The sequence below is a fragment of the Nitrospiraceae bacterium genome (genome assembly GCA_020632595.1).
Classification (GTDB): Bacteria; Nitrospirota; Nitrospiria; order Nitrospirales; family UBA8639; genus Nitrospira_E.
Genome location: JACKFF010000003.1, coordinates 311415 through 331444, shown reverse-complemented (window position 1 = coordinate 331444; position 20030 = coordinate 311415). Strand labels below are relative to the sequence as shown.

The following is a 20030-nucleotide window of genomic DNA, read 5'->3' as shown; positions in this document are numbered from 1 at the left end:
GAAAGGTTTATGCAGATCCAGAGGGTTCTTTGGGGGTTAGAGGCTCTTTGGCTACTTCAATGGAGTCCTGCATCTCTTTTTCGGCAGACTCCAGTTCCGCTTGGATGGTGCGCATTTGAGGATCAATCGAATTTTTAATATCTGCCGCGGCATCCCGGAAGGTACGTACGGCACTTCCAAGGCCCTCACCCAATGATTGCATATCTCGTGGAGCTAATCCGGATTGTTGGGAGGCCTGGGCTTTCATTGCAGCTTGTTGAGCCTGGACACGGGCTACAGCTTGCTTATTCACAACAGCCGCAGGTCGCTTCAGCACAGGCTTAGCTTGTGCCCCAGCGGGGAGAGCGGGATATTGCCTGGAAGCCACGGGGGCTGGTTGCGCTTGCCTATCCTCCATCGACATCGGTGGGGGGGAAGAAGGAGTTGGCGTGGCTTGAGGAGAACTGGAAGCCCCGGCAGATTTAGATGAAGGGTGGACCACCTCAGGACCTGCTCCCTTGTAGAGTAATGCTGCAGTGGTTCCCGGGGTTTGTTCAGGACCAGGCTGAAATGGCTGATTTGTCGGAGTGCCCACCGGGGTAGTCGGTTGGGATTGAGCCTGTACCGGTTCTGTCGGTGTGTTGGGTAGTGCCTCATTGGGGTCCACAGGCGGGGGTATATCGGCGACTTCCTTTTTAAAGCCTTTTAAGGCTTTACCCACACCTTCTCCGATTTGCGGAAGCCGACCTGCCCCGAAAATAATCAGGATGATCACCAGAATGATCATGAGTTCAGAGAACCCCATGGTTCCGAACATAGAGAAAACCCTTTCGCTTCAGCTCAGTGTGAAAATTTAAGACTTAAAAGACTCTATCTTTCAAGATTGACGAGTGTCAACCTAAATGCGGTAGGCTTGGGATACTATGCCAAAGCCAAGTTTTTGCGTATTCTTCAGTTTGTGTTATGCCCTTGAAAGAAACGAATAGATCCAGGATGTCATTACTCTCACCGCCCCAAATTCCACTTTTTCGCATTACCTTGTTTTACGGCCCTGAGGCCGTTGAAGGTGCATCAGATTCAGTGCGCTGTGTGTTTAATGTCAAAAAACGCAGCTGGAAAGGTGGGGTTCAAGTCGAGGTGGTGATGAAAAGAAACCAAATAGACAGGCTCGAAGAAATCCTTCAGCATTCGTCATGGTTGGAAGTTGTTCTGAGGGGCGTTCCGGTGGAAAGCCGGGGAGGCTATCGAGAAAAAAGCCATGATTTATTGGTGCAGTTGCTGTGCTTTCACAAGCTTCATGCCTTTATTCAGCAGGGAATCAAGCAGGAAAATATCCAAGTTTCAGGGGACGCGCTCATTGCTGAGACTGATGAGGTCGTTGAGCGGGAGGCTGAGGAAATCAAAAGGCAGATTTTTATCGAGTTGGATCTGGTTGAAACCGAAGAGGGACCCCAGACACTATGAAGGTACCAAATTTGCTATAATTCCTCACTTTGTATTTAAAAACAGAAGACTAATGAATCATTCAGGTTTAAAATACCAATGAGAAGGTATGCATAAAAATTAAACAGGAAGGAGTATTCCTTATGCGGCAATCCAAGGGTTTGTGGGGAGGTGTCCTTAAGCAAGTAACGGGGGTTTGCGTATTGTTGGCTTTTTCCCTGATCGTATGTCTGGGAGGCACGGGGGTGAGTTTGGCTGCCGAACAAGAATTATCGAGCCCAACCAATGAAGCGGCCCTTGGGATCGGGAGTGCCTTGCTGACCGTGATTTATTTCCCTGTGAAGTTTGCCTATGCCATCTTGGGTGGGGTTGTCGGAACGTTTACCTATGGATTAACAGGCGGTGACCTTGAAACCGCAAAAGCGGTGTGGGAGCCGAGCTTCTACGGTACGTATGTCATCACTCCTGACCATCTGAAGGGGAATGAGCCCGTTCGATTCATTGGGGTCTCCGCATACGAGGATCAAGCGTTATAGACCAAAAGATTTCACCCGCCTAAGTTGAATTGACTGGCATGGTCAAACCTATTATTGGGATCACCCCGGACTTTAACCCCGGAAATCGGAAGGATATGGGTGGAAAAGAACCCACCTATTTTTTGCGCGCCAGATACCTTCAGGCAATTCAGGACGCTGGGGGAGTGCCTTTAGTGCTTCCCCTGGTCCGTGGTTTAACGAAACAGAAATATCTTATACAACGGCTGGACGGTCTTCTGGTGACCGGGAGCGGAGCAGATTTAGCCCCAGAGTTGTATGGGGAGAAACAGCGGTATCCTTTTCAGCGAATGAGCGAAGAGCGGGCTCAACTTGAACTTGGACTATCCAGGTTGGCCTTTCGCCAGGGGTTGCCGACCCTAGGCATCTGCGGAGGGATGCAATCCATGAATGTGGCCTTGGGAGGAACCCTGGTGCAGGATATTTCCTCTCAATTGTCGACGAAAATTGAACATCGACCCACCAAATCGGCAACGAAAACAGCCCATCTGGTTAACATTGAACCCAACAGCCTACTGCAGCGCATCGCCAAGCGGTTAAGTATTGCGGTGAATAGTTCCCACCATCAATCTATCAAATCTGTTCCGTCATCCTTTCAAGTTACTGGAGTTGCTCCGGATGGAGTCATTGAAGCGATTGAAGCCTCTCGTCATCCATTCTGGCTTGGAGTCCAATGGCATCCGGAGTTTTTATACCGGCAGGATGCGATTCAAAAACGCCTATTTACGGCGTTGATACAATCTGCCAGACAGTTTGCCGCCAGCCGAACATAGCTGTTCGGGACATTTTGGCTTGGTTTGCACACAATCCAAACCAAAGAGAGCCCTCAATACGGATAAGAGGACTGGGAATTATTGTGGAGCCGAGTCTTCGGCTTCTGGAGCTGGTTGTGGTGGATCCGACGGGGGCGGCGATTTGGGTGCAGGGGGTTTGGTCTCTTGTGGGGTCTCTGTCTTGGCAGCAGGAGGGGTAGCAGGTTTTGGAGCAGGCGCGGGTTTCGGCTTTTCCGGCTTGATGCCACCTTCCCAATGAGGGCCGGTATACATATCGTCGGCCAGGTCTGTCTCTTTCCACCTGGCTTCAAAGTCTGCGGCGGCCTTATTGGGAGTTTCTCCTGTTCCAACAGTTTGATTCCACGGATAGATGCGAGGAGAAATCCGGCAGGTAGACTCATCCTGGCACATATACAGTGCAATCGGATTTCCTCGATAAGGGCCCAGAATAATATGGACCGTGCCGACTAATTCAGGAAGAGAATCCATGATACCAACACAACAGATTGTCATCTAAAAAGGAGGCTATAGTGCCACAGCCCCGGGCGGTATGCAATATGAGCCGAAGAAGTTCATCAGGAATTTATGACAATTCTATGATTGAGGGAAGAGATATGAGAAGCAGAATTTTTCTGAAATTCGGAAGGGCTATTTGTTGAGAAGGGGTTCTCCCGGCAGCTCGGATTTTCGGTGAAGATATAATGCGATCATGAGGACCAGAATTACGATGACATGCAAGGACATATCCATGAGGTAAAGACGAAACATGTCTTCAGGGACAGATTCCTGGTGGGAGAATTCAGCGCCAGCAGTGAGAATTCTTCGAACAGAAGCGATGATTCCCACATGCAGGAAGGGTTCGAGTCGAATCCGGTCGTTTTGGAGGAAGCCTAATACCGTGCGAAACAACTCCAAAAGAATGATGACGAACAGCAGGTCATTCAGTAAAGTAATGGTTGCTGGCAAAAACTCGGTCTGTACCGATTGAGCATAGGCTACCCAACTATAACCGAAGACCAGCATGCCCACGAGAAGAAAACTCAAGCAGGCGGTGATGTAGCCCCACCGGTCGAGGAACTGCATCCATCGGACCCATTGTTTAATTGATTCTGGTGTCCACCCTAACATGTTGAATATGTTCTCTTATGCGGTCCCTTGATGTGGGGTGTTTGGGGTTTGCTCTCGGTTGGTGCTCTCTCCCCGCATCTGACCAAACTCTAAACTCTGAATGGCTTTCGCACCAAACGAATGGCCACAACAGATGACTTCCTGAAATCCCTCCCCACCCGCCATTACCATTAGGCGAAGTCCACAGGAATCAGTGGCAACTATTTTTTCATCAAGTGGCATGCCGACTGCCAAGGCTCCTGCTCGGCGGCCACGCTCCTGGTTAAACGAAGGAACCACGTCTTCCTGGGTCAGGTCATGTCCGCAACATCGAATTTTTTCAAAACCTTCCCCACCGCTCATCACCTTGAGTACCAGTCCGCAAGAGTTCGGAAACCGTTTGCGTTCGTCGATAATGTCCCCTTTTTTCAATGCCATAGCGATGCTCCTTACTCCCAAAATGAATCATGAAATTCGGTCATCAGCAATAGGAAGAGATGAATGGATGTGTCGATTTATGCAGCAAGGTTGATAGCTAAACAAATCTTTGTAGGGAATGTCCAGAATTGGGCCAAACCCTTCTTTTTTACACGTAAGTAGGGGAAAGCAGCCTGCATCCGCAACATGGCATAAAGCGCAGCGAACCTCCCACTGCTTAATGGATTCCGAACGGGAATTCGTCTCGTCTTTTTGTGCATTCAGGTCAGGGTGCGAAACTGTTCTTGGATCTGGGCTAACACATGGCGATGGGCAGAAATACCGACGATATTAGCGATGGAGGGAATGTCGATTGGGTTATAGGGTGAGACAAATTGCTGTTTGACCGAGAGAATACGTGCCAAACTCGTTTCAAGGCGGTTTTGATCTAATACATGAGATTCAACAGCACGACTGACGGCTTTAATCGTATCGGTCGCGAGTCTGCGGGTTTTGCACACTAAAAGCATATCCACTCCGGCTTGCAATGAGTGCACAGCGGCCTCGCCGACCGTCGAATGGTTCACAATGGCGCCCATCTCCAAGTCGTCGCTCAAGATGACGCCGGAAAATCCCATCTGCTGGCGAAGAATGTCTGTCAATATCATGGAAGAGAGGGTTGCGGGATTTATGGGGTCTAAAGCGGGATAGTGGACGTGGGCCGTCATGATGGCTTGTAGGCCATGAGCAATGGCGTATTGAAAAGGTTTGAATTCCACGCTCTGCAGCCGCTCCCGGGTGGCGTGGACCACCGGCAGTTCCACATGTGAATCGGTACTGGTGTCGCCATGACCAGGAAAATGTTTTCCGCAGGCCAATACCCGATGATCGTGCAAGCCCGCGAGAGTGGCTGCTCCCATGAGGCACACTTGTTCCGGCTCGGTCCCAAATGCCCGGTCTCCGATAATGGGATTGGAGGGATTCGTATGGATGTCCAAAACCGGTGCCATATTCATATTAATCCCAACGGCGCGTAATTCTTTGGCGGTTACGGCTGCCGCCTGATAGGCCAGTTCCGTGGATCCCGAGTGGGCTACCGTTGTTGCAGGAGGAAAGATGGTAAACCCTGAAGGAAGGCGGGAGACGCGCCCGCCTTCTTGATCGATGCCGATGAGCAGCGGGATGTCACCGGCCAGGGATTGGAGGTCGTTTGTAAGATGTGCGATTTGGACAGGGTCCACCAAATTGCGGGAAAAAAGAATGATCCCTCCTGGTCGGAATTCCTGCATCCAGGCTCGAAGGTCCGGAGTGACCTCCGTCCCTTCGAACCCGATCATACACAGTTGCCCTACGAGTTCAGCGATGGACATCGGGTGTATTGTCGCCTAGTGACTGGCGTGATTCAGCAAATATTGAATGAGCAACCGGGTCCCGATACCTGTCGGACCTTTAGGAATATACGGACGTTCTGTTGTACCCCAATCGGTGCTGGCAATGTCCAAATGGACCCAGGGATGGTCTCCAACGAATTTTGATAAGAACATGGCCGCCGTAATCATTCCGCCTCCGCGACCACCGATATTCCGCATGTCCGCCACGTCACTTTTTAGCTGTTCAAAATATTCATCCCACAGGGGCATTTCCCATACCCGTTCCCCGGCATGATTGCCGGCCTTTTTGATGTCGGCTTTCAGGGGGTCGTCATTACCCAGCATGCCAATCGCGAACTGTCCCAGTGCAACAGTAGCCGCACCGGTTAGTGTGGCAATGTCAATTACGCAGGCGGGTTTGAACCGCGAGGCATAGGCCAAGCCGTCAGCCAGAATCAAACGACCCTCCGCATCGGTATTTTGGACCTCCACCGTTTTTCCGGAGAGCATGGTAAGGATATCGCCGGGTTTAGTTGCCCGTCCTCCAGGCATGTTTTCCGTCACAGGCAAAAGGCCGATCGCATTTATCGGCAGTTTGAGCCGAGAGGCGGCTCGAATCGTCGCTAACACTTCGGCTCCACCGGTCATGTCGGCCTTCATCTGTTCCATGTTTTCCGATGGCTTTAAGGAGATGCCGCCGCTATCAAATGTCACCGTTTTACCCACAAAAACAATGGGCTTTTGTGTGCGAGAGCCACCCATATATTCCAGAATGATGAATTGGGGCGGTTCGATGCTGCCTCGAGAGACCCCCAGTAATCCGCCCATGCCGAGCTTTTCCTGCTGTTTGCGGTCCAAGACTTTGAGCCGGACTTTGTTCTCCCTGGCGATTTTTTTGGCTTCGGTGACAACCCGTGAGGGGGTCATCACGTTAGCGGGGTGGTTGCACAAATCCCGGACGAAACAGGTTGCTTCCCCAAGGATTTGGCCACGTTTGGCGCCATCTTTGGCCTCATTCAGGTGAGCCTTGGAGGTGGTGAGTAGGGTGCAGGATTGCAAGGAGTGGGTGTCGTCCGTGCGGTCCGTGCGGTACTCATTAAATCGATATTCCCCAAGAATGACGCCTTCCATCATGGCTTGAGCCACGTCATCTATGGGGCCGGTGCTCTTTGGCACGTCCGGCATCACGCAAACAATCCCTTTGGCTTTGGCGGTACGAGCGCGCTTGGCAGCGGTCCCCATTGCTTGACGAATTCGATCCAAGGTTACCGTTTCCCGTGTTCCAAGGCCGACAAGAAGCACCCGTTTTGCGGACAATTTCCCATCGATATGCAGTAGGGCGGTGTTATTCGGCTTGCCGGAAAATTCTCCACTTTTGCGCAGGGCGTTCAATTGTCCACCGAGTTTCTGGTCGATCGGCCGGACGGCTTTGCTCCAGGTTTTGTCCTGTTCATATTCCAAACATACCAACACATCCGTTGTCGTAGCGGTGGCTTCCCCACTCTTCACAAGAATATTCATAGGCCTCCTCAATAAATAAATCGCCCCTACCGTAAACAGATCCTCTTCCCGTGGGATTGTTACACGCCCCGGGTTTGAGGATCCCAGATCACTTTATGCAATTGGAGTTGAAAACGAACAGGCAGTCGATCCTCCAGGATCCATTCAGCCAAGGATTGAAGGTGGAGGACTCCAAAGACCGGACTCATATGGACGGGACAGAGGTCTACCAATGAATACCGCTTTACGATATCCCGCGCCCACTCGTAATCGGCCCGGTCCTTCAAGACAAACTTCACTTCGTCTTTTCCGGACAAATGCTTTAGGGTATCCCACCGCATCCGGTCGGTCATTCCACTACCCGGACATTTCACATCCAGAATTATTGAAACCCGCTCATCCACGTTGGCAATATCAAACGCCCCGCTGGTTTCCAGCATCACCTGAAAACCGGCCTCGCATAATTGTGTTAACAATACCAGAGAGCCAGGTTGATGCAATGGTTCACCGCCGGTCACCTCGACCAGCGGACAGCCGTATGATTGTACCTGTGCCAGAATTTTCTCAATCGGCATGGTATTCCCACCATAAAAGGCATACTCCGTGTCACACCAGGTGCACCGAAGTGGACACCCCGTTAACCGGACAAACACGCACGGTTGTCCCACACGGGTGGATTCCCCTTGAAGGCTATGAAAGATTTCGGTGATCTTTAAGGAAGGCAAAGTGGTCATAAACACTCTCAACTCCAGCACGCATCAGAGGATATTGTACTCAAATTATGGGGTGAGGGGGAGGGGATAGAGAAAGGTGCGCTAGGTGGCTGTCGGAGATGAGTAATCGTCACAAGGTTGGATCGGGTTGAGTGATATTTTCGATGGTGTGTGGCGAATAGGGGGCCATTCGATGAAATGGACCGAAGAAGCGGTCAATTTGGCGCAAGGAAGCAGGGCGATTTCATCCCGGATGGCCCCTCCTAAGCCCATTGTGTAATCGGCCAACCCCGTTCGCGGGCAATACGAGCCATGCCGCGAATGGGATTCACGACAAAGGGATGGCCAACCAGTTGGAGTGCGTGGAAATCTCCAGGGCTATCGCCATAGGCATAGCTACGCGTCAAGTCCAGATTGAAACGGGCGGCCAGGCGCTCCACATACCGGCCTTTTCCCTCACCATAGGGCAACGGGGCAAACACCTTTCCCGTATAAAGTCCTTCCTGGGATTCCGGTCTCGCGCCAAAAACCAATGAGACTCCAAGGGCCTCGGCCAGTGGTTTCACCAAGAACTCAGGTGATCCGCTAACAAAGGCCACGACATGTCCCGCATCCCTATGACGGGATAAACGATTCAAAGCCCTCGCTGAGACCCTTGGAACAACATATAACTCCACGTACTCGCTGGCCATCTGTTCAATGAGGGAGACATCATGCCCCATTAGATACAACTTCCGCCGTCGCAACGGGTTGAACGAAATGGGGGGCATGTGCCGAATGGCATATTCCAGGCTGTGCCATACCTCCGGCCAACCCACGACACCGTCTTGCCAGAGATACCGGAAAAATCCGATTTCAATCGACGCGCCCGGAATCAAGGTGTTATCCACATCGAAAAAGGCACCGATCCAGTGTTGAGAATAAGTCAGAGGTGCGGGTGAAGAGGTCGAGCGGGTCATGGTGAGCTCTAATCCGAGCGGACAATTGATTAATAAGAATGGCCAGGATTCTACCCCGCGCCCCACGCGTTGACAAGGACATCAAGAGGTTTCATAATCTGCCTACTTCGTGCCGAAGTGGTGGAATGGCAGACACGCACGTTTGAGGGGCGTGTGGGGAAACCCATGCGGGTTCAAGTCCCGCCTTCGGCACCAACAATTCCCCCGACTGCATATACTTCTGGTACTTCAAAACTCTTCATACTCTCAATGGGGTAAAAAGCGGGGCTTGAACTGGGGGTATTGGTGGCGGTGCTCCCCCTTCATGCGATGCCCGGAGTTTGGCGGAGGCACGAGGGGGGGTGGTTTCTTAGTGGAAGAAGGAGCCAGGCTTCCGCTCCTGCGACTTCAAGTCCCGCCTTCGGCACCAATATTCCTTCCGGTCCCTAGATTGTCTCTGTCATGAGTTCTACCCTTACATAAAAATTGTGCCAAGATTTGAGCAGGGGTTCTGAATGGGGAGTTCCCCATTCATTAAGGGTGCTCGGAATGAAGCGAAGGCATGCGTGAGGGCCTTTGTGAGAGCAGAATCCAGACTTTTCGCACCTGTTCGTTTAGTTCAGGTCTTCAGCCTCCAATCCTTTCCTCCGAATTATCTTATCGATGATGCTTCAGGTATGTCACGGTCACCGCAAACATTCTCGAGATAAAACCTTTATAAGCGACCTTTGGTGTTCGTGTAATTCATTCAGGAGCCGGGATAAATTGAAAGAGATTGTTGACGGGATTCCGGCTCATGGGCTTGTTTGCGGACTATATTAGGAGGATAAGCGTTATTCTGATGTTTAGGAAAAGGCAAATTGAAAGGCCTATTCAATTGCCTTGAAGGGCATTCATGAAACGCGGGTGGTATTCACGGCGAGTGTTTCCCAGGCTGGTCCATTGGAGTATGGGACAAGCGGGTTTTGTTCCCTTGCGGCAGTCGTTGATTGCAAAGGCGTCAGGGTTGGTTTTGGAAATCGGGTTTGGAACCGGCGCCAATTTTTCCTACTATCCTTCGCGGATCCATTCTTTGACAGCGATTGATCCTAATCCCGGGATGATCCCGTTGGTCCGCTCGATTCAGGCGGAGGCAATGATTCCCGTTCATCTTGCCTTGGCCTTGGCTGAAGCGCTCCCCTTTCCCTCTGCCTGCTTTGATACGGTGGTGAGCACGATGACCTTATGCAGCGTTCCTCAACTTTCGAGAGCTCTGCAGGAATTGCTTCGGGTCGTGAGACCTGGAGGACGGTTTTTGTTTTTAGAGCATGGCCAAAGTCCGGATTGTTCGGTTCGCCGGTGGCAGGATCGTCTCACGCCGGCGTGGAAACACCTTGGCGATGGCTGTCATTTAAACCGTCCAATGGTTCAGATGATTCAGGCCCAGGGTTGGACAGTTTCCGCACTCGAAACCTTTTATCTTCCAGGCGTTCCGAAGCCTTTCGCCTATTTCTCTCAGGGGATGGCAGTGAAGGCCTGATCCTCCCTGTGCGCCCTTCCATTTTCCTTGATTTCTTAATACATTGAAGTTGGTGTTCATGAGGGTGTCGTGTGCCTTCTTGAATCTTATCCATCCCTAATAGCCAAATTTTTCTGATGATCAATCGAGGGGTACCTGCTTACTTGACGGTCTGGGCGGCGATGTTGGGAGTTTCCCTCTCGCTGGGACTTCTTGTTGTTTACCCCTGCTCTGCAGAGGTGACTGGTGCCGCCCAAGCGGATTCATCTCCTGTTCAGGATTCCGCTGAAGCGCATTTGCAGTTAGGGATTGATTTTTTTCTCACGAATGAACTGGATGTGGCCATTGACGAGTTTCGGGAGACTGCCCGTCAACGACCTGGCTATGCCGAGGCCTATCATAATCTCGGGGTGGCTCTGGCCAAAACGGGGGATTTAACCGGGGCCATTGCGGCCTGGTCGCAAGCGGAACGGTTGGATGTTCACACGGCCTCCTTACGATATCACCTGTCAGCCCTGGTTTCGTATAACTATGGTATTTCTCTGGTTCGAGATGGTCGGCTGGCACAGGCGCTGGCACAATGGCGGGCGGCCCTTCGTCTCCAGCCCGATTTTTTCGAAGCCCATTATGCGTTGGGATTGGGGTATTTGGCGGCAGGCGATCCCGTGCAAGCGGTGGCCCATTTTCAGGCGACCCTGCACGATGCGTCTAAGTGGGCGCATGCCTATGAAGCCTTGGGGTTGGCCTACTATGCCTCACATGAAAATACTCTGGCCGAGCAGGCCTGGAGGCGTGCCCTGGATTTGGAGCCCGAACTCCCCAAGGTCCATGCCAATTTGGGATTACTCCGTTTACAAGAGGGGAATTATCAAGATGCGATCGGACATTCCCGGCAGGCGTTGACACTTCAACCTGACCTTGTGCCCGCGCATTACAATATCGGTGTGGCGATGTTTGCGAAAGGAGACGAGTCAGCCAGTGTCCCTTCCCTGGAAAAGGCACTTTCTCTTGATCCCCGATTGACTTCAGCGAGATTGCTGCTTGGTGTCGTATGGAGTCGTCAGGGAAATTGGGCGCAGGCCGCCTCACTCTGGCGAGAGGCATTACGTCGGGATCCCTTTGCCAAAGATGGAGTATGGCTTCATTACAATTTGGGAGTGGCCATGGCTGCCATGGGACTTATCGAGGAGGCGGCGGTTGAATTTGATGTGGTGACCGGCCAGCGTCCTGAATGGGCTCTGGGGTGGTCCCAGTTGGGCTCGGCGCTTCTGGCGACCCGACAATGGGAAAAGGCCGTGGCCGCCCTGGAATCGGCTGCTCGATTGCAACCGGCATGGGCGCACCTCCATTTTGCCATTGGAAAAGCCCAGGCTGAAGCGGGGAACTTGTCTCAGGCTGTGGCCGCCTTTCAACGAGCGGTCGAGGTTGAGCCTCAATTGGTCGATGCATGGTATCATTTGGGGGTCGTGCTGCGTGCTCAGAACCGTACCGGTGAAGCGGTCGAGCCGCTCCGTCTAGCGGCGGAAGGTGGATCGGGCGAAGCCCAAAGCCTGTTGGCTTCGATGTATGCCAATGGCAGTGGCGTGGATCGCAACATCCCCTTGGCGATGTTATGGTGGTTTCGGAGTGGTCGGGCCACCATGTCTGATTCGCTCACGCAGACCGCCAGAGAACAGCTCTCACAATTCCGTCGCGGCCTGCATCGACACCTCTTTTCGGCCAGTGACCGGCAGGAGGTGTTGTCCGGCTTTGGTCTCATTCGAGAAGATCTTCACCGGTTGGCTCCTCCCCATCGCGTGTCTACTCAGGTGGCCAATGATGAAGGGAACTGGGATCACCTGACTCCCAGTGAACCCGTTATGGCATGGGTGATTGACCAGGCCTTGGCCGGTGATCAGTCTGCCCAGCATACCCTCCATGACTGGTATGTGAATGGAGAGCGTGGTCGGTTGGTTCCAGCAGATCCTCAGATCAGAAATTATTTTCTGCAAACGGCGAAGGAAGGCAATCCCTTTTCCTGTCAGGTCGTTCGAGCCGTTGCTCCTGAATCGGCTGAACGTTTTTCAGCAGACTGGCAATTGGCGGCAAATGGATGTCCGGATCAGTCCGTCGTGCCGGGATGGTAATGCTGAGCCGGGTTGTATGTATGGGAGTGAGGACTTCCTGAATTTTCCATGATGAGGGGCTGTTGAAAAAAGCCGCCAGCGGCGTTCTAGTCATTTTCCCGTGCTCACGTACTAGAAGTACGCTCTGCGCGCAAAAATGACTTCGGCCTTCCCTTCGGCATGACTCAGGGCAGGACTGGACAACTTTTTTGACCAGCCCCGAGGCCTCTAATATGCAACGTGCCTGTGGGTCAATATGCCCTTGGAAATTATTATAATTCAACATTCTCATTAGGACCTCAATGACGGATCGTTCCAAGACCATGGCATTGACCCTCGTCTTTTCACTCGTGAGCACGGTGTTGGCTTTTAGCGTCTCCTCCCTTTTTCCCCGGGGAGAACAATGGTTGACTGATTGGCAACTGGCTCACATGACTCCTGGACCTGTCGACCCTTCACTGGTCCTGGTGACGGTCACAAAGAGCACCAGTACGGCGTTATGTGGAGAAGGACGATGGAATTTTTCCGTGTTGGAGTCCACACTGCTAGCCCTTCATGAGGCTGGCGCTGCTGTGATTGCTCCCTCAATTGATGCGTCCTCCCCGACAGCCCCGGAATGTGGTGGTTTGGCTGGACTGGTTCGGCTGGCTGAGGTGACCAAACGAGTCGGGTCTGTGGTCTACCCGGATTCGGTTCCTCCCGCTTTGGCCGATGCGGCAACCGCGTTGGGGACGCTGGACTTGATCCCTGATGCGGATGGGGTGGTGAGGGGTGTGAAGTCCCATCCCCTTTCTGCAGGTTCATCGCCGCATCCTCCGATCGGTCTCGTCATGGCCTCGTGGTCATCGGAAGCGGCCCCAACTATGAACCCGAAGACCAACGACCCTCAATTTCGGTTTATTGGACGTTGGGCCACTTCACCCTTCCCTAGGCATGCCTTTGCGGATGTGTGGAACATCATTCAGAGTAATGATCGCAATCAATTAACGAAGTTGTTTCGGGGAAAAGTAGTGATGCTTTTTTCTCTTGTGTCGAGGAAACCCACTCTTTCCACCCCGTGGGAATCTGAGGTTCCGGCTGAATTTGTTCATGCCTTATTGGCCAACGCGGTACTGACAAACGGATGGATTTCCAGGACTCCTCTGTGGGTCGCTTTTCCTGCAACAGCAAGTGTAGCCCTGTTCTTTGCCTGGTTCTTTCTTTGGGAGACGCCGCCAATCCGCCTGGGGATGTTGGGCCTAGCCGGTATTCTTCTTGCGGGGTTTGCTCTGTTGTGGATCCTGCATAGTGGTTGGGTGTGGCCGATTTTGAGTCCAGGATTGGCTTTAGGGATGACCTTAGGGGGAACGCTGGCTTGGCGGTTGTCCCGGTCCCGGTCGATTATCCAACGGCGGATCACTCAAGGGCGACAGCATCTACAACAATTGGAAACAGAACTGGCAGAGAGACAGCAACATGTCAGGGAACTCGAGACTCGCTTACGTGTGGCACAAGATCATGCACACCGGTCGGCGACGGTTATTGAAGGTTTAGAAACCCAGCAAGGGGGGGTGTCCCGCCAATTGGAGTGTTCTCAAGCCGAAGTGGAAGAAACCCGACGGCAGATTGACCGGTTGCAGATTGAATTGGAGGATCTTCGTCGGCAGGTGCCCGCCATGCAGCATGCCCGGCATCAAAAACCAGAATTCCCCGACAATCAGGCATTACTACAAGAATGTGAGTCGCTACATATTCTGACCCGTGCTCCTTCGGTTCTGCGCGTTTTTCAGGATTTAAAAAAAGCGTCCGGGACCCTGAGCCCCATTCTTCTATTGGGAGAAACAGGCACTGGCAAAGAGGTGTTTGCTCGAGCGGCCCATACGTTGAGTCTCCGGCATCGTGGCCCATTTGTGTCGGTGAATATGGCCGCGATCCGGGCGGAGTTATTTGAAGGAGAACTCTTCGGCCATGTGAAGGGGGCCTTTACCGGCGCGGTTGGTCGTGAGGGGTATATTGAAACGGCGAATGGTGGAACGCTCTTTTTGGATGAAGTCGGCGAACTCCCATCCGATTTGCAGGCAAAATTGCTGCGGTTTCTGGAGGACGGGTCATTTCACCGGGTTGGAGAAAGCCGTCTCACTCAGGTGGATGTGCGAATCATCGCGGCGACAAATTGCAATCTTCAACAGGATGTGGAGGCAGGCCGATACCGGGAAGATCTCTATTATCGATTACGGAGTATTGTGTTGACGCTGCCTCCTCTACGGGAACGAGGGGAGGAGGACTGTCTGCTATTGGCACAATCCTTCCTACAGTATTTTTCCCGGCAACAGAATCGAATGGATGTGAGGTTTACGCAAGGGGCACTGGATGCGATCATAGCCTATCGATGGCCAGGCAATATTCGAGAGCTTCGACAAACCGTGGCTCAGGCAGTGGCGTTGGCAAACGGGTCCCTCATTACCGAAGCGGATTTGCATCTGAGTAGACCCGTCATGCCTTACGTGAAGGGTGAGGGGCAGGGTCGGTTGGAACTGGAGCGATTGGAGGATGACATGGTGTTGGAATGCCTGCGCCGTCATGGATTCGATATGCAGGTGACAGCTAAAGCTTTGGGGTGGGATCGCAGCACCGTCACCCAACGATTGAAAGGTCTCGGATTTCAGGCGTTAGTCGCCTATCAGGGAAATATTGAAGCGGCGGCGCAGGCGTTGGCCGGGGAAGAAACGTTGGCCCCCATGGTCGCGAGACGGCTGCGCGAGTATTCAAAAAACCTGCTTCCGCCTTCCAGACACTATACGTCTGCTGAAGAAGCGGTGGCTGATTGCCGAAAACGGTTTCGCAATCTTCCGGAGCGGCATTTTCCCGCAGTCGAGCAGTTAGTGCAGCAACGCTTTGCTAGGCCGGAACAAATTTCAACGCCGCGGAATTAATGCAATAGCGTAATCCCGTCGGCGGTGGGCCGTCGTCAAATATGTGTCCCTGGTGGCCACCGCATCGGGCGCAATGGACTTCGGTTCGTGGATAAATCAATTTCCAATCGGTGCGGGTTTCGACCACTTTTTCCGAAATCGGTTGCCAAAAGCTAGGCCAGCCGGTCCCGCTGTCGAATTTCGTGTCGGAAGAAAAGAGCGGCAGCTCACATCCTGCGCATTGGTAAATACCTTTGGCTTTAATTTGATGATATTCATTGGTAAAGGGCGGCTCGGTGTCTTCATGCCGCAAGACACGGTACTGCATGGGGGTTAACAGCGCTTTCCACTCTTCATCCGTTTTCGTGATTTTGGTGATATCCGAACCTCCGGTTGGGGGCGTGGGAGCGGCCAATGCCACACCGAGAGTTTTGGCGAGAACTCCGAACCCTAATGCCATGCCGATTTTCATAAGATTTCTCCTGTTGACATTTACGTTTATAGACATCTGATGGCCCTCCTCTGAGCTGAGGGGGTGGAGACGCCTTGGCATGCCACCCCCACTGATATACTGTATCAGTCTTGCAAAGAGAAAAAAAATTACAGATTTGGTGATGAGACCTTTGACTGAAGAAAGAGAAATTTTTACACTGTAGGAAACCAAAAGAAAAGGAGGGTTGACTCAGGATTTCGTCATCCGAAAAACAGACCGGAAGGTGTTGGATGTTTCACAGCTTGAACGAACAGCCAAAGAAGGAGTGTCTATGGATGAACAATCGCTGGATGTAAAAATTGAGAGCCGGAACGTTGGCATGACCCCTCGGTGGAAAGCCGAAATTGAGAGGCGGACTGAGGCGTTGCAAACGGATACCATTCGCATCATTCATGCCCGTGTGACTCTCACGAAAAATGCCCACCATAAAAAAGGGGCTGATAACGCGGAGGCGCTGGTTGTCGTGACGCTTCCCCGGCGTCGAACGGTGACCGCCAGAAAAGAGTCAAAAACCTTTGAAGAAGCCATTCGCTCAGCCTTTCAGGCCATAGAGCATGAACTCGATAAAGTTGAAGAAAAACGGTTAGCCCGCAATGCCAAGGCCGCAGCCAAAAAGGCTGAAAAAGCGATGTTGCTAACTGCTGTCTGACATTAAATTTTTAATGAGACGCATGGGGGTGGGCATTTTGTCCACCCCCGAATGACCTCTTTCTCATCCCCCCATCCTGCTCCGAGATTGTTTTAAATCCTCCCATATATTGTATTTTCACAAAAAATCTGGCACTCCTCTCGTGGCCTCCTATGTTAGTCCACCGTCTCTTGATGTTGGATGGACATCGGGCCTTTTAAAGCTCTGTTCTCCATCTAGGCGTAATACACCAAGAAGGTATGAGGAGAAAATGGGCAATTTGAGAGAAAAAATGCGAAAAATTGAAGAATTTTTAAGGACTTACCTGACGGGAAAAAGGAGCAGTTCTTTGCCGGCGTTCATGATCTTGGTGAGTCGCTCAGGGGTTTTGGCCTCGCCATAGCACCGAACGAGGGATTCGGTTCCGGACAATCGAATAAGATACCAGGCGTCATCCGGCAGGAGGAGTTTGCAGCCATCCAGTTTATTGACATGGATGACCTCTGCTCCCGCAAGCTCCGATGGCGGATGTTCAAGCACCTGCTTGACCTGTGCCTTGAGGTGTTCGCTCACCGGCAGATCTTCTCGTGTCGTGAAAGTAGCGCCGACTCGTGCAAAGAGGTCTTTCAGTAACTCCTGAATGGTCTGTCCCGTAAAGGCCACCATCTCTGCGACCAACGCTCCGGCCAATATCCCATCTGTTTCCGGTACGTGGCCCTTGATGGACATTCCGGCGCTTTCTTCCCCGCCAAAGACCACTTCCCCTTTCGCGAGCAATTCGCCGATGTATTTGAATCCGACCGGGGTTTCATGGACGGTAAGTCCATGGTGTGCCGCCACGGCATCGATGAGATGGGTGGTGGCAACCGAGCGGGCAACTCCACCGGTCCATTGCCGACTGCGAATGAGATAATCCAATAAGAGGGCCAGGATGTAGTTGGCTTGAACAAAGGTGCCGTCAGCATCCACGATGCCAAACCGGCCTCCGTCTCCGTCGGTCGCCAGGCCAAGGTGTGCACCTTCGCGGCGAACGGTCTCTTTCAGGTCCTCAAGTGTCTCGTCGGTTGGTTCCGGTCGAAATCCTCCAAAATACGGATCTCGCCAATGGTGTAAGACGGCCATTTTTGCGCCGGCTTGTCGGAGGAATTCATCCAGATAATGCCTGGAGGTTCCATAGAGGGGGTCAAAAATCACCCGGATCCGGCCGTTCCGGATGCGGTCGCGATCCACCAGGGATCCCAGAGCTTTCAAATACTCGGGTTGCGGATCGAAATGCCGCACCATGCCATCGTGTGTCGCGCGTTCCCAGGGGAGCCATTTGATGTGTTCTCCATGCAACAGGGGGAGGATGCGGAGTTCAATGGCCTTGGTGGTTTCAGGCAGCGCCGGTCCCCCCCAGTCCGGGGTAAATTTAATTCCGTTCCATTCAGGAGAATGGTGGCTGGCTGAGATATTCATGCCTCCTGATAATTTCCGACTGACCACGTGGTAGGAGATGGCTGGGGTCGGCGTGTCCCGGTCGCAAATCAGACAAGGGATTCCATGGGCCGCCATGACTTCTGCAGCCACTTTGGCAAAATGCTCCCCTAAAAATCGTGCGTCGTAGCCGATAAGGATGCCTTGTTGCCCCAGCTTCTGTTGACGGAGAAATTGAGCGATTCCCTGGCAGACGATACGGATATTCCTGACCGTAAAGTCCTCGGCCATAATGGCCCGCCACCCTGAAGTCCCGAATTTAATGGAGTCCATGCGTGATGAATGCTCGTCGGAATGGAGCAGGAATTTTTCAGCAGAAATTAAGCATTACAGGATTTTGGGTGTTAATTCCCAAAAGAGTTACAGAATAGAAGATTTTTCTTCATTTGCCAATCGGGTAGCGTGGGATTTTTTTTTAGGTGCCGGAAAAATCGCCTTAACGGGCTATGACCTTAGCTGGAAGGAAAGATAAAAATTGTTTGGATAGGAAAAATGTTGATCTTTCCTATTGATCAGGCAATGCCCAGGCGATGTCTCCTATTTTATGAGGGGGACAGTTCACACCAGACGGGAGTGTGATCGGAAGGTTTGTCCATTCCGCGTGGTCCCCGATCTACATCTGCTGCGACTAACCGGTCTGCCGCTTGTGGTGAGAGCAGGAGATGGTCGATGCGGAGCCCTTCGTCCCGATTCCATCGGCCGGCCTGGTAATCCCAATAGGTGTAGAGCCCCAATTCGGGGTGCAGGGCTCGAAGGGCATCGGTGTACCCGAGATGGCAGAGGGCACGAAAGCGGGCGCGGGATTCGGGACGGCAGAGGGCGTCGTTGGCAAATCCTTTTGGATCATACACGTCATGGTTGGTGGGACAGACGTTAAAGTCTCCCCCTAACACCACGGCTTCTTCCAGAGCTAAGAGCGATTGCGCATGCGTGATCAGTCGATCCAACCAGGCAAGTTTATATGTAAACTTCTCGGTTTCCACCGGATTCCCATTGGGTAAATAAATTGAAGCTACTCGAACGTTCCCCACCACCGCTTCCACGTAGCGGGCTTGTTCGTCAGAGTGGGCACCAGGCAATGAGGTGTGTTCGATCTCGATCGGGGCTTTTGAGAGAATGGCGACTCCGTTGTAGGTTTTTTGTCCAACTATGGCCATATTATAGCCCAGGTCCTCGATGGCCATTCTGGGGAACTGGTCCTCAGTGGTTTTGAGCTCTTGCAGCAGGACAATGTCCGGGCTGGCCTGTTTGACCCATTCCATCAAATGAGGGATCCGGACTTTAATCGAGTTGACGTTCCAGGTGGCGATTTTCATATGAGCTTCAGAATGTGTGATGAGCAATAAATAGGATCAGAGATAATTTATGATTCAGGTTTCACAGTTTTGAGGTGTGAATTGGATATCTCTTTTCGGGTCTTACCATGAAAAAATTTTGCCATGTGAACTAATCCCACTGGTGCCACCAATTCTCGTGTTAACGTGCTTTTCTATAATGCCGGGTTTCGGCCCGGCAGCCGAGGTCCTTTTCTTTCGGGAAAAGGACCCAAAACCATTGACGCCCAGTCTGCCTCATTCAATAGGACGGACGCGAATCTAGGGAGAGCGGGCCAACTCGCTCTGCTCAAACAAGGCCCGCAGGCGGATAAGAGCGTCCCTCCCTTTGGCCAGACAGCAGGCGTCGGATTATGGGAAACGGACATATCATTGACCCAGATGAAAGAGAAGGGAATCATCTATTCGGTGCGATCCCATTTTTAGGATGAGGAAAGTGGTGGTGAGTCGGGTTCGCGTTGGAAGATGACTTGAAAGCCTTGAAATTGTTTTTGAAACAGGGTCTTCAATATAAACGGGGTGATGCCGAAGAATAACACCCCATAAATACAGATTTCTAAAATATACTGAGAGTCTGCAGAGATCGTGCTATTGAAGATCACAGGAACCGCCCATCCGATCGTCATACTCACAAACATCAGAATCACCACGTGTCGCCACACCAGAAACCACATTAATTTCAACAGTTCTTTATATGTTGGTATTTCCATATGACTCCTTTGTCAGCACAGCGTTCCAGAGGGTAACAGATTTATGGGAAGTGTTGAAAAATGCCGCCAGCGGCGTTCTCGCCCCTTGGCCGTGCTCACGT

19 protein-coding genes and 1 tRNA gene are annotated in these 20030 nt (G+C 52.1%); 8 read left to right on the top strand and 12 right to left on the bottom strand.

Annotation, left to right across the window (positions count from 1 at the left end; translation table 11 throughout):
* Positions 1 to 7: 7 nt before the first annotated feature.
* Positions 8 to 796, bottom strand: a complete 789-nt coding sequence (gene tatA / locus H6750_08960; GenBank protein MCB9774438.1) for a twin-arginine translocase TatA/TatE family subunit — start codon at positions 794 to 796, stop codon at positions 8 to 10.
* 326 nt (positions 797 to 1122) lie between these two features.
* Between tatA and H6750_08955 the strand changes: the two genes are divergently transcribed.
* The 3 genes from H6750_08955 (at position 1123) to H6750_08945 (ending at position 2749) form a co-directional block, all read left to right on the top strand.
* On the top strand, positions 1123 to 1443 hold the full coding sequence (locus tag H6750_08955) for a hypothetical protein (protein ID MCB9774437.1): 321 nt from the start codon (positions 1123 to 1125) through the stop codon (positions 1441 to 1443).
* A 122-nt stretch (positions 1444 to 1565) separates the two neighbouring features.
* Positions 1566 to 1958: a hypothetical protein gene (locus tag H6750_08950; protein ID MCB9774436.1), complete on the top strand. Its 393-nt coding sequence runs from the start codon at positions 1566 to 1568 to the stop codon at positions 1956 to 1958.
* 38 nt (positions 1959 to 1996) lie between these two features.
* Positions 1997 to 2749 carry a gamma-glutamyl-gamma-aminobutyrate hydrolase family protein gene (locus H6750_08945; protein ID MCB9774435.1) on the top strand — a complete coding sequence of 251 codons (753 nt, stop codon included), beginning with the start codon at positions 1997 to 1999 and terminating at the stop codon, positions 2747 to 2749.
* Between the two features lie 78 nt (positions 2750 to 2827).
* Here the strand turns inward: H6750_08945 and H6750_08940 are convergent, their stop codons facing one another.
* The 7 genes from H6750_08940 to H6750_08910 all read right to left on the bottom strand — a co-directional run bounded on the left by H6750_08940 (position 2828) and on the right by H6750_08910 (position 8815).
* Complete coding sequence (locus H6750_08940) at positions 2828 to 3238, bottom strand: hypothetical protein (GenBank protein ID MCB9774434.1); 411 nt, start codon at positions 3236 to 3238, stop codon at positions 2828 to 2830.
* 159 nt (positions 3239 to 3397) lie between these two features.
* Positions 3398 to 3877 (bottom strand): phosphate-starvation-inducible PsiE family protein, encoded by a 480-nt coding sequence (locus tag H6750_08935; protein ID MCB9774433.1) that lies wholly within the window; start codon positions 3875 to 3877, stop codon positions 3398 to 3400.
* Positions 3878 to 3892: 15 nt separating this feature from the next.
* The gene (locus tag H6750_08930) at positions 3893 to 4294 is read right to left on the bottom strand and encodes a hypothetical protein (protein ID MCB9774432.1); all 402 of its coding nucleotides are present in this window, start codon (positions 4292 to 4294) and stop codon (positions 3893 to 3895) included.
* Positions 4295 to 4554: 260 nt separating this feature from the next.
* The gene (nagZ, locus tag H6750_08925; protein ID MCB9774431.1) at positions 4555 to 5643 is read right to left on the bottom strand and encodes a beta-N-acetylhexosaminidase; all 1089 of its coding nucleotides are present in this window, start codon (positions 5641 to 5643) and stop codon (positions 4555 to 4557) included.
* Between the two features lie 15 nt (positions 5644 to 5658).
* Complete coding sequence (locus H6750_08920; protein MCB9774430.1) at positions 5659 to 7164, bottom strand: leucyl aminopeptidase; 1506 nt, start codon at positions 7162 to 7164, stop codon at positions 5659 to 5661.
* A 59-nt stretch (positions 7165 to 7223) separates the two neighbouring features.
* A complete protein-coding gene (queE, locus tag H6750_08915; protein MCB9774429.1) occupies positions 7224 to 7877 on the bottom strand; it encodes a 7-carboxy-7-deazaguanine synthase QueE in 654 nt (217 codons plus the stop codon).
* A gap of 242 nt (positions 7878 to 8119) precedes the next feature.
* Positions 8120 to 8815 (bottom strand): HAD family hydrolase, encoded by a 696-nt coding sequence (locus H6750_08910; GenBank protein ID MCB9774428.1) that lies wholly within the window; start codon positions 8813 to 8815, stop codon positions 8120 to 8122.
* A 111-nt stretch (positions 8816 to 8926) separates the two neighbouring features.
* On the opposite strand from H6750_08910, the gene H6750_08905 reads away from it, so the two are divergent.
* The 4 genes from H6750_08905 (at position 8927) to H6750_08890 (ending at position 15309) form a co-directional block, all read left to right on the top strand.
* Positions 8927 to 9010 (top strand) — tRNA-Leu (locus H6750_08905).
* 679 nt (positions 9011 to 9689) lie between these two features.
* Positions 9690 to 10313 carry a class I SAM-dependent methyltransferase gene (locus tag H6750_08900; protein MCB9774427.1) on the top strand — a complete coding sequence of 208 codons (624 nt, stop codon included), beginning with the start codon at positions 9690 to 9692 and terminating at the stop codon, positions 10311 to 10313.
* 143 nt (positions 10314 to 10456) lie between these two features.
* Positions 10457 to 12418 (top strand): tetratricopeptide repeat protein, encoded by a 1962-nt coding sequence (locus tag H6750_08895; protein ID MCB9774426.1) that lies wholly within the window; start codon positions 10457 to 10459, stop codon positions 12416 to 12418.
* A 281-nt stretch (positions 12419 to 12699) separates the two neighbouring features.
* Positions 12700 to 15309, top strand: coding sequence for a sigma 54-interacting transcriptional regulator (locus tag H6750_08890; protein MCB9774425.1), 2610 nt, complete (start codon positions 12700 to 12702; stop codon positions 15307 to 15309).
* Here the strand turns inward: H6750_08890 and msrB are convergent.
* Entirely contained in the window at positions 15275 to 15796 is a 522-nt protein-coding gene (msrB, locus tag H6750_08885; protein ID MCB9774424.1) for a peptide-methionine (R)-S-oxide reductase MsrB, read from the bottom strand. The two genes, H6750_08890 and msrB, sit on opposite strands and share 35 nt — an antisense overlap.
* A 169-nt stretch (positions 15797 to 15965) precedes the next feature.
* Here msrB and H6750_08880 point away from each other — a divergent pair, with 169 nt between their 5' ends.
* Entirely contained in the window at positions 15966 to 16430 is a 465-nt protein-coding gene (locus tag H6750_08880; protein ID MCB9774423.1) for an HPF/RaiA family ribosome-associated protein, read from the top strand.
* Positions 16431 to 16730: 300 nt separating this feature from the next.
* Here H6750_08880 and H6750_08875 read toward each other — a convergent pair whose 3' ends face one another.
* From H6750_08875 to H6750_08865, 3 genes are all read right to left on the bottom strand, one after another.
* Complete coding sequence (locus H6750_08875; GenBank protein MCB9774422.1) at positions 16731 to 18158, bottom strand: phosphoglucomutase/phosphomannomutase family protein; 1428 nt, start codon at positions 18156 to 18158, stop codon at positions 16731 to 16733.
* Between the two features lie 269 nt (positions 18159 to 18427).
* Positions 18428 to 19201, bottom strand: a complete 774-nt coding sequence (gene xth, locus H6750_08870; GenBank protein ID MCB9774421.1) for an exodeoxyribonuclease III — start codon at positions 19199 to 19201, stop codon at positions 18428 to 18430.
* Positions 19202 to 19641: 440 nt separating this feature from the next.
* Positions 19642 to 19929 carry a hypothetical protein gene (locus tag H6750_08865; GenBank protein ID MCB9774420.1) on the bottom strand — a complete coding sequence of 96 codons (288 nt, stop codon included), beginning with the start codon at positions 19927 to 19929 and terminating at the stop codon, positions 19642 to 19644.
* Between the last annotated feature and the right edge of the window lie 101 nt (positions 19930 to 20030).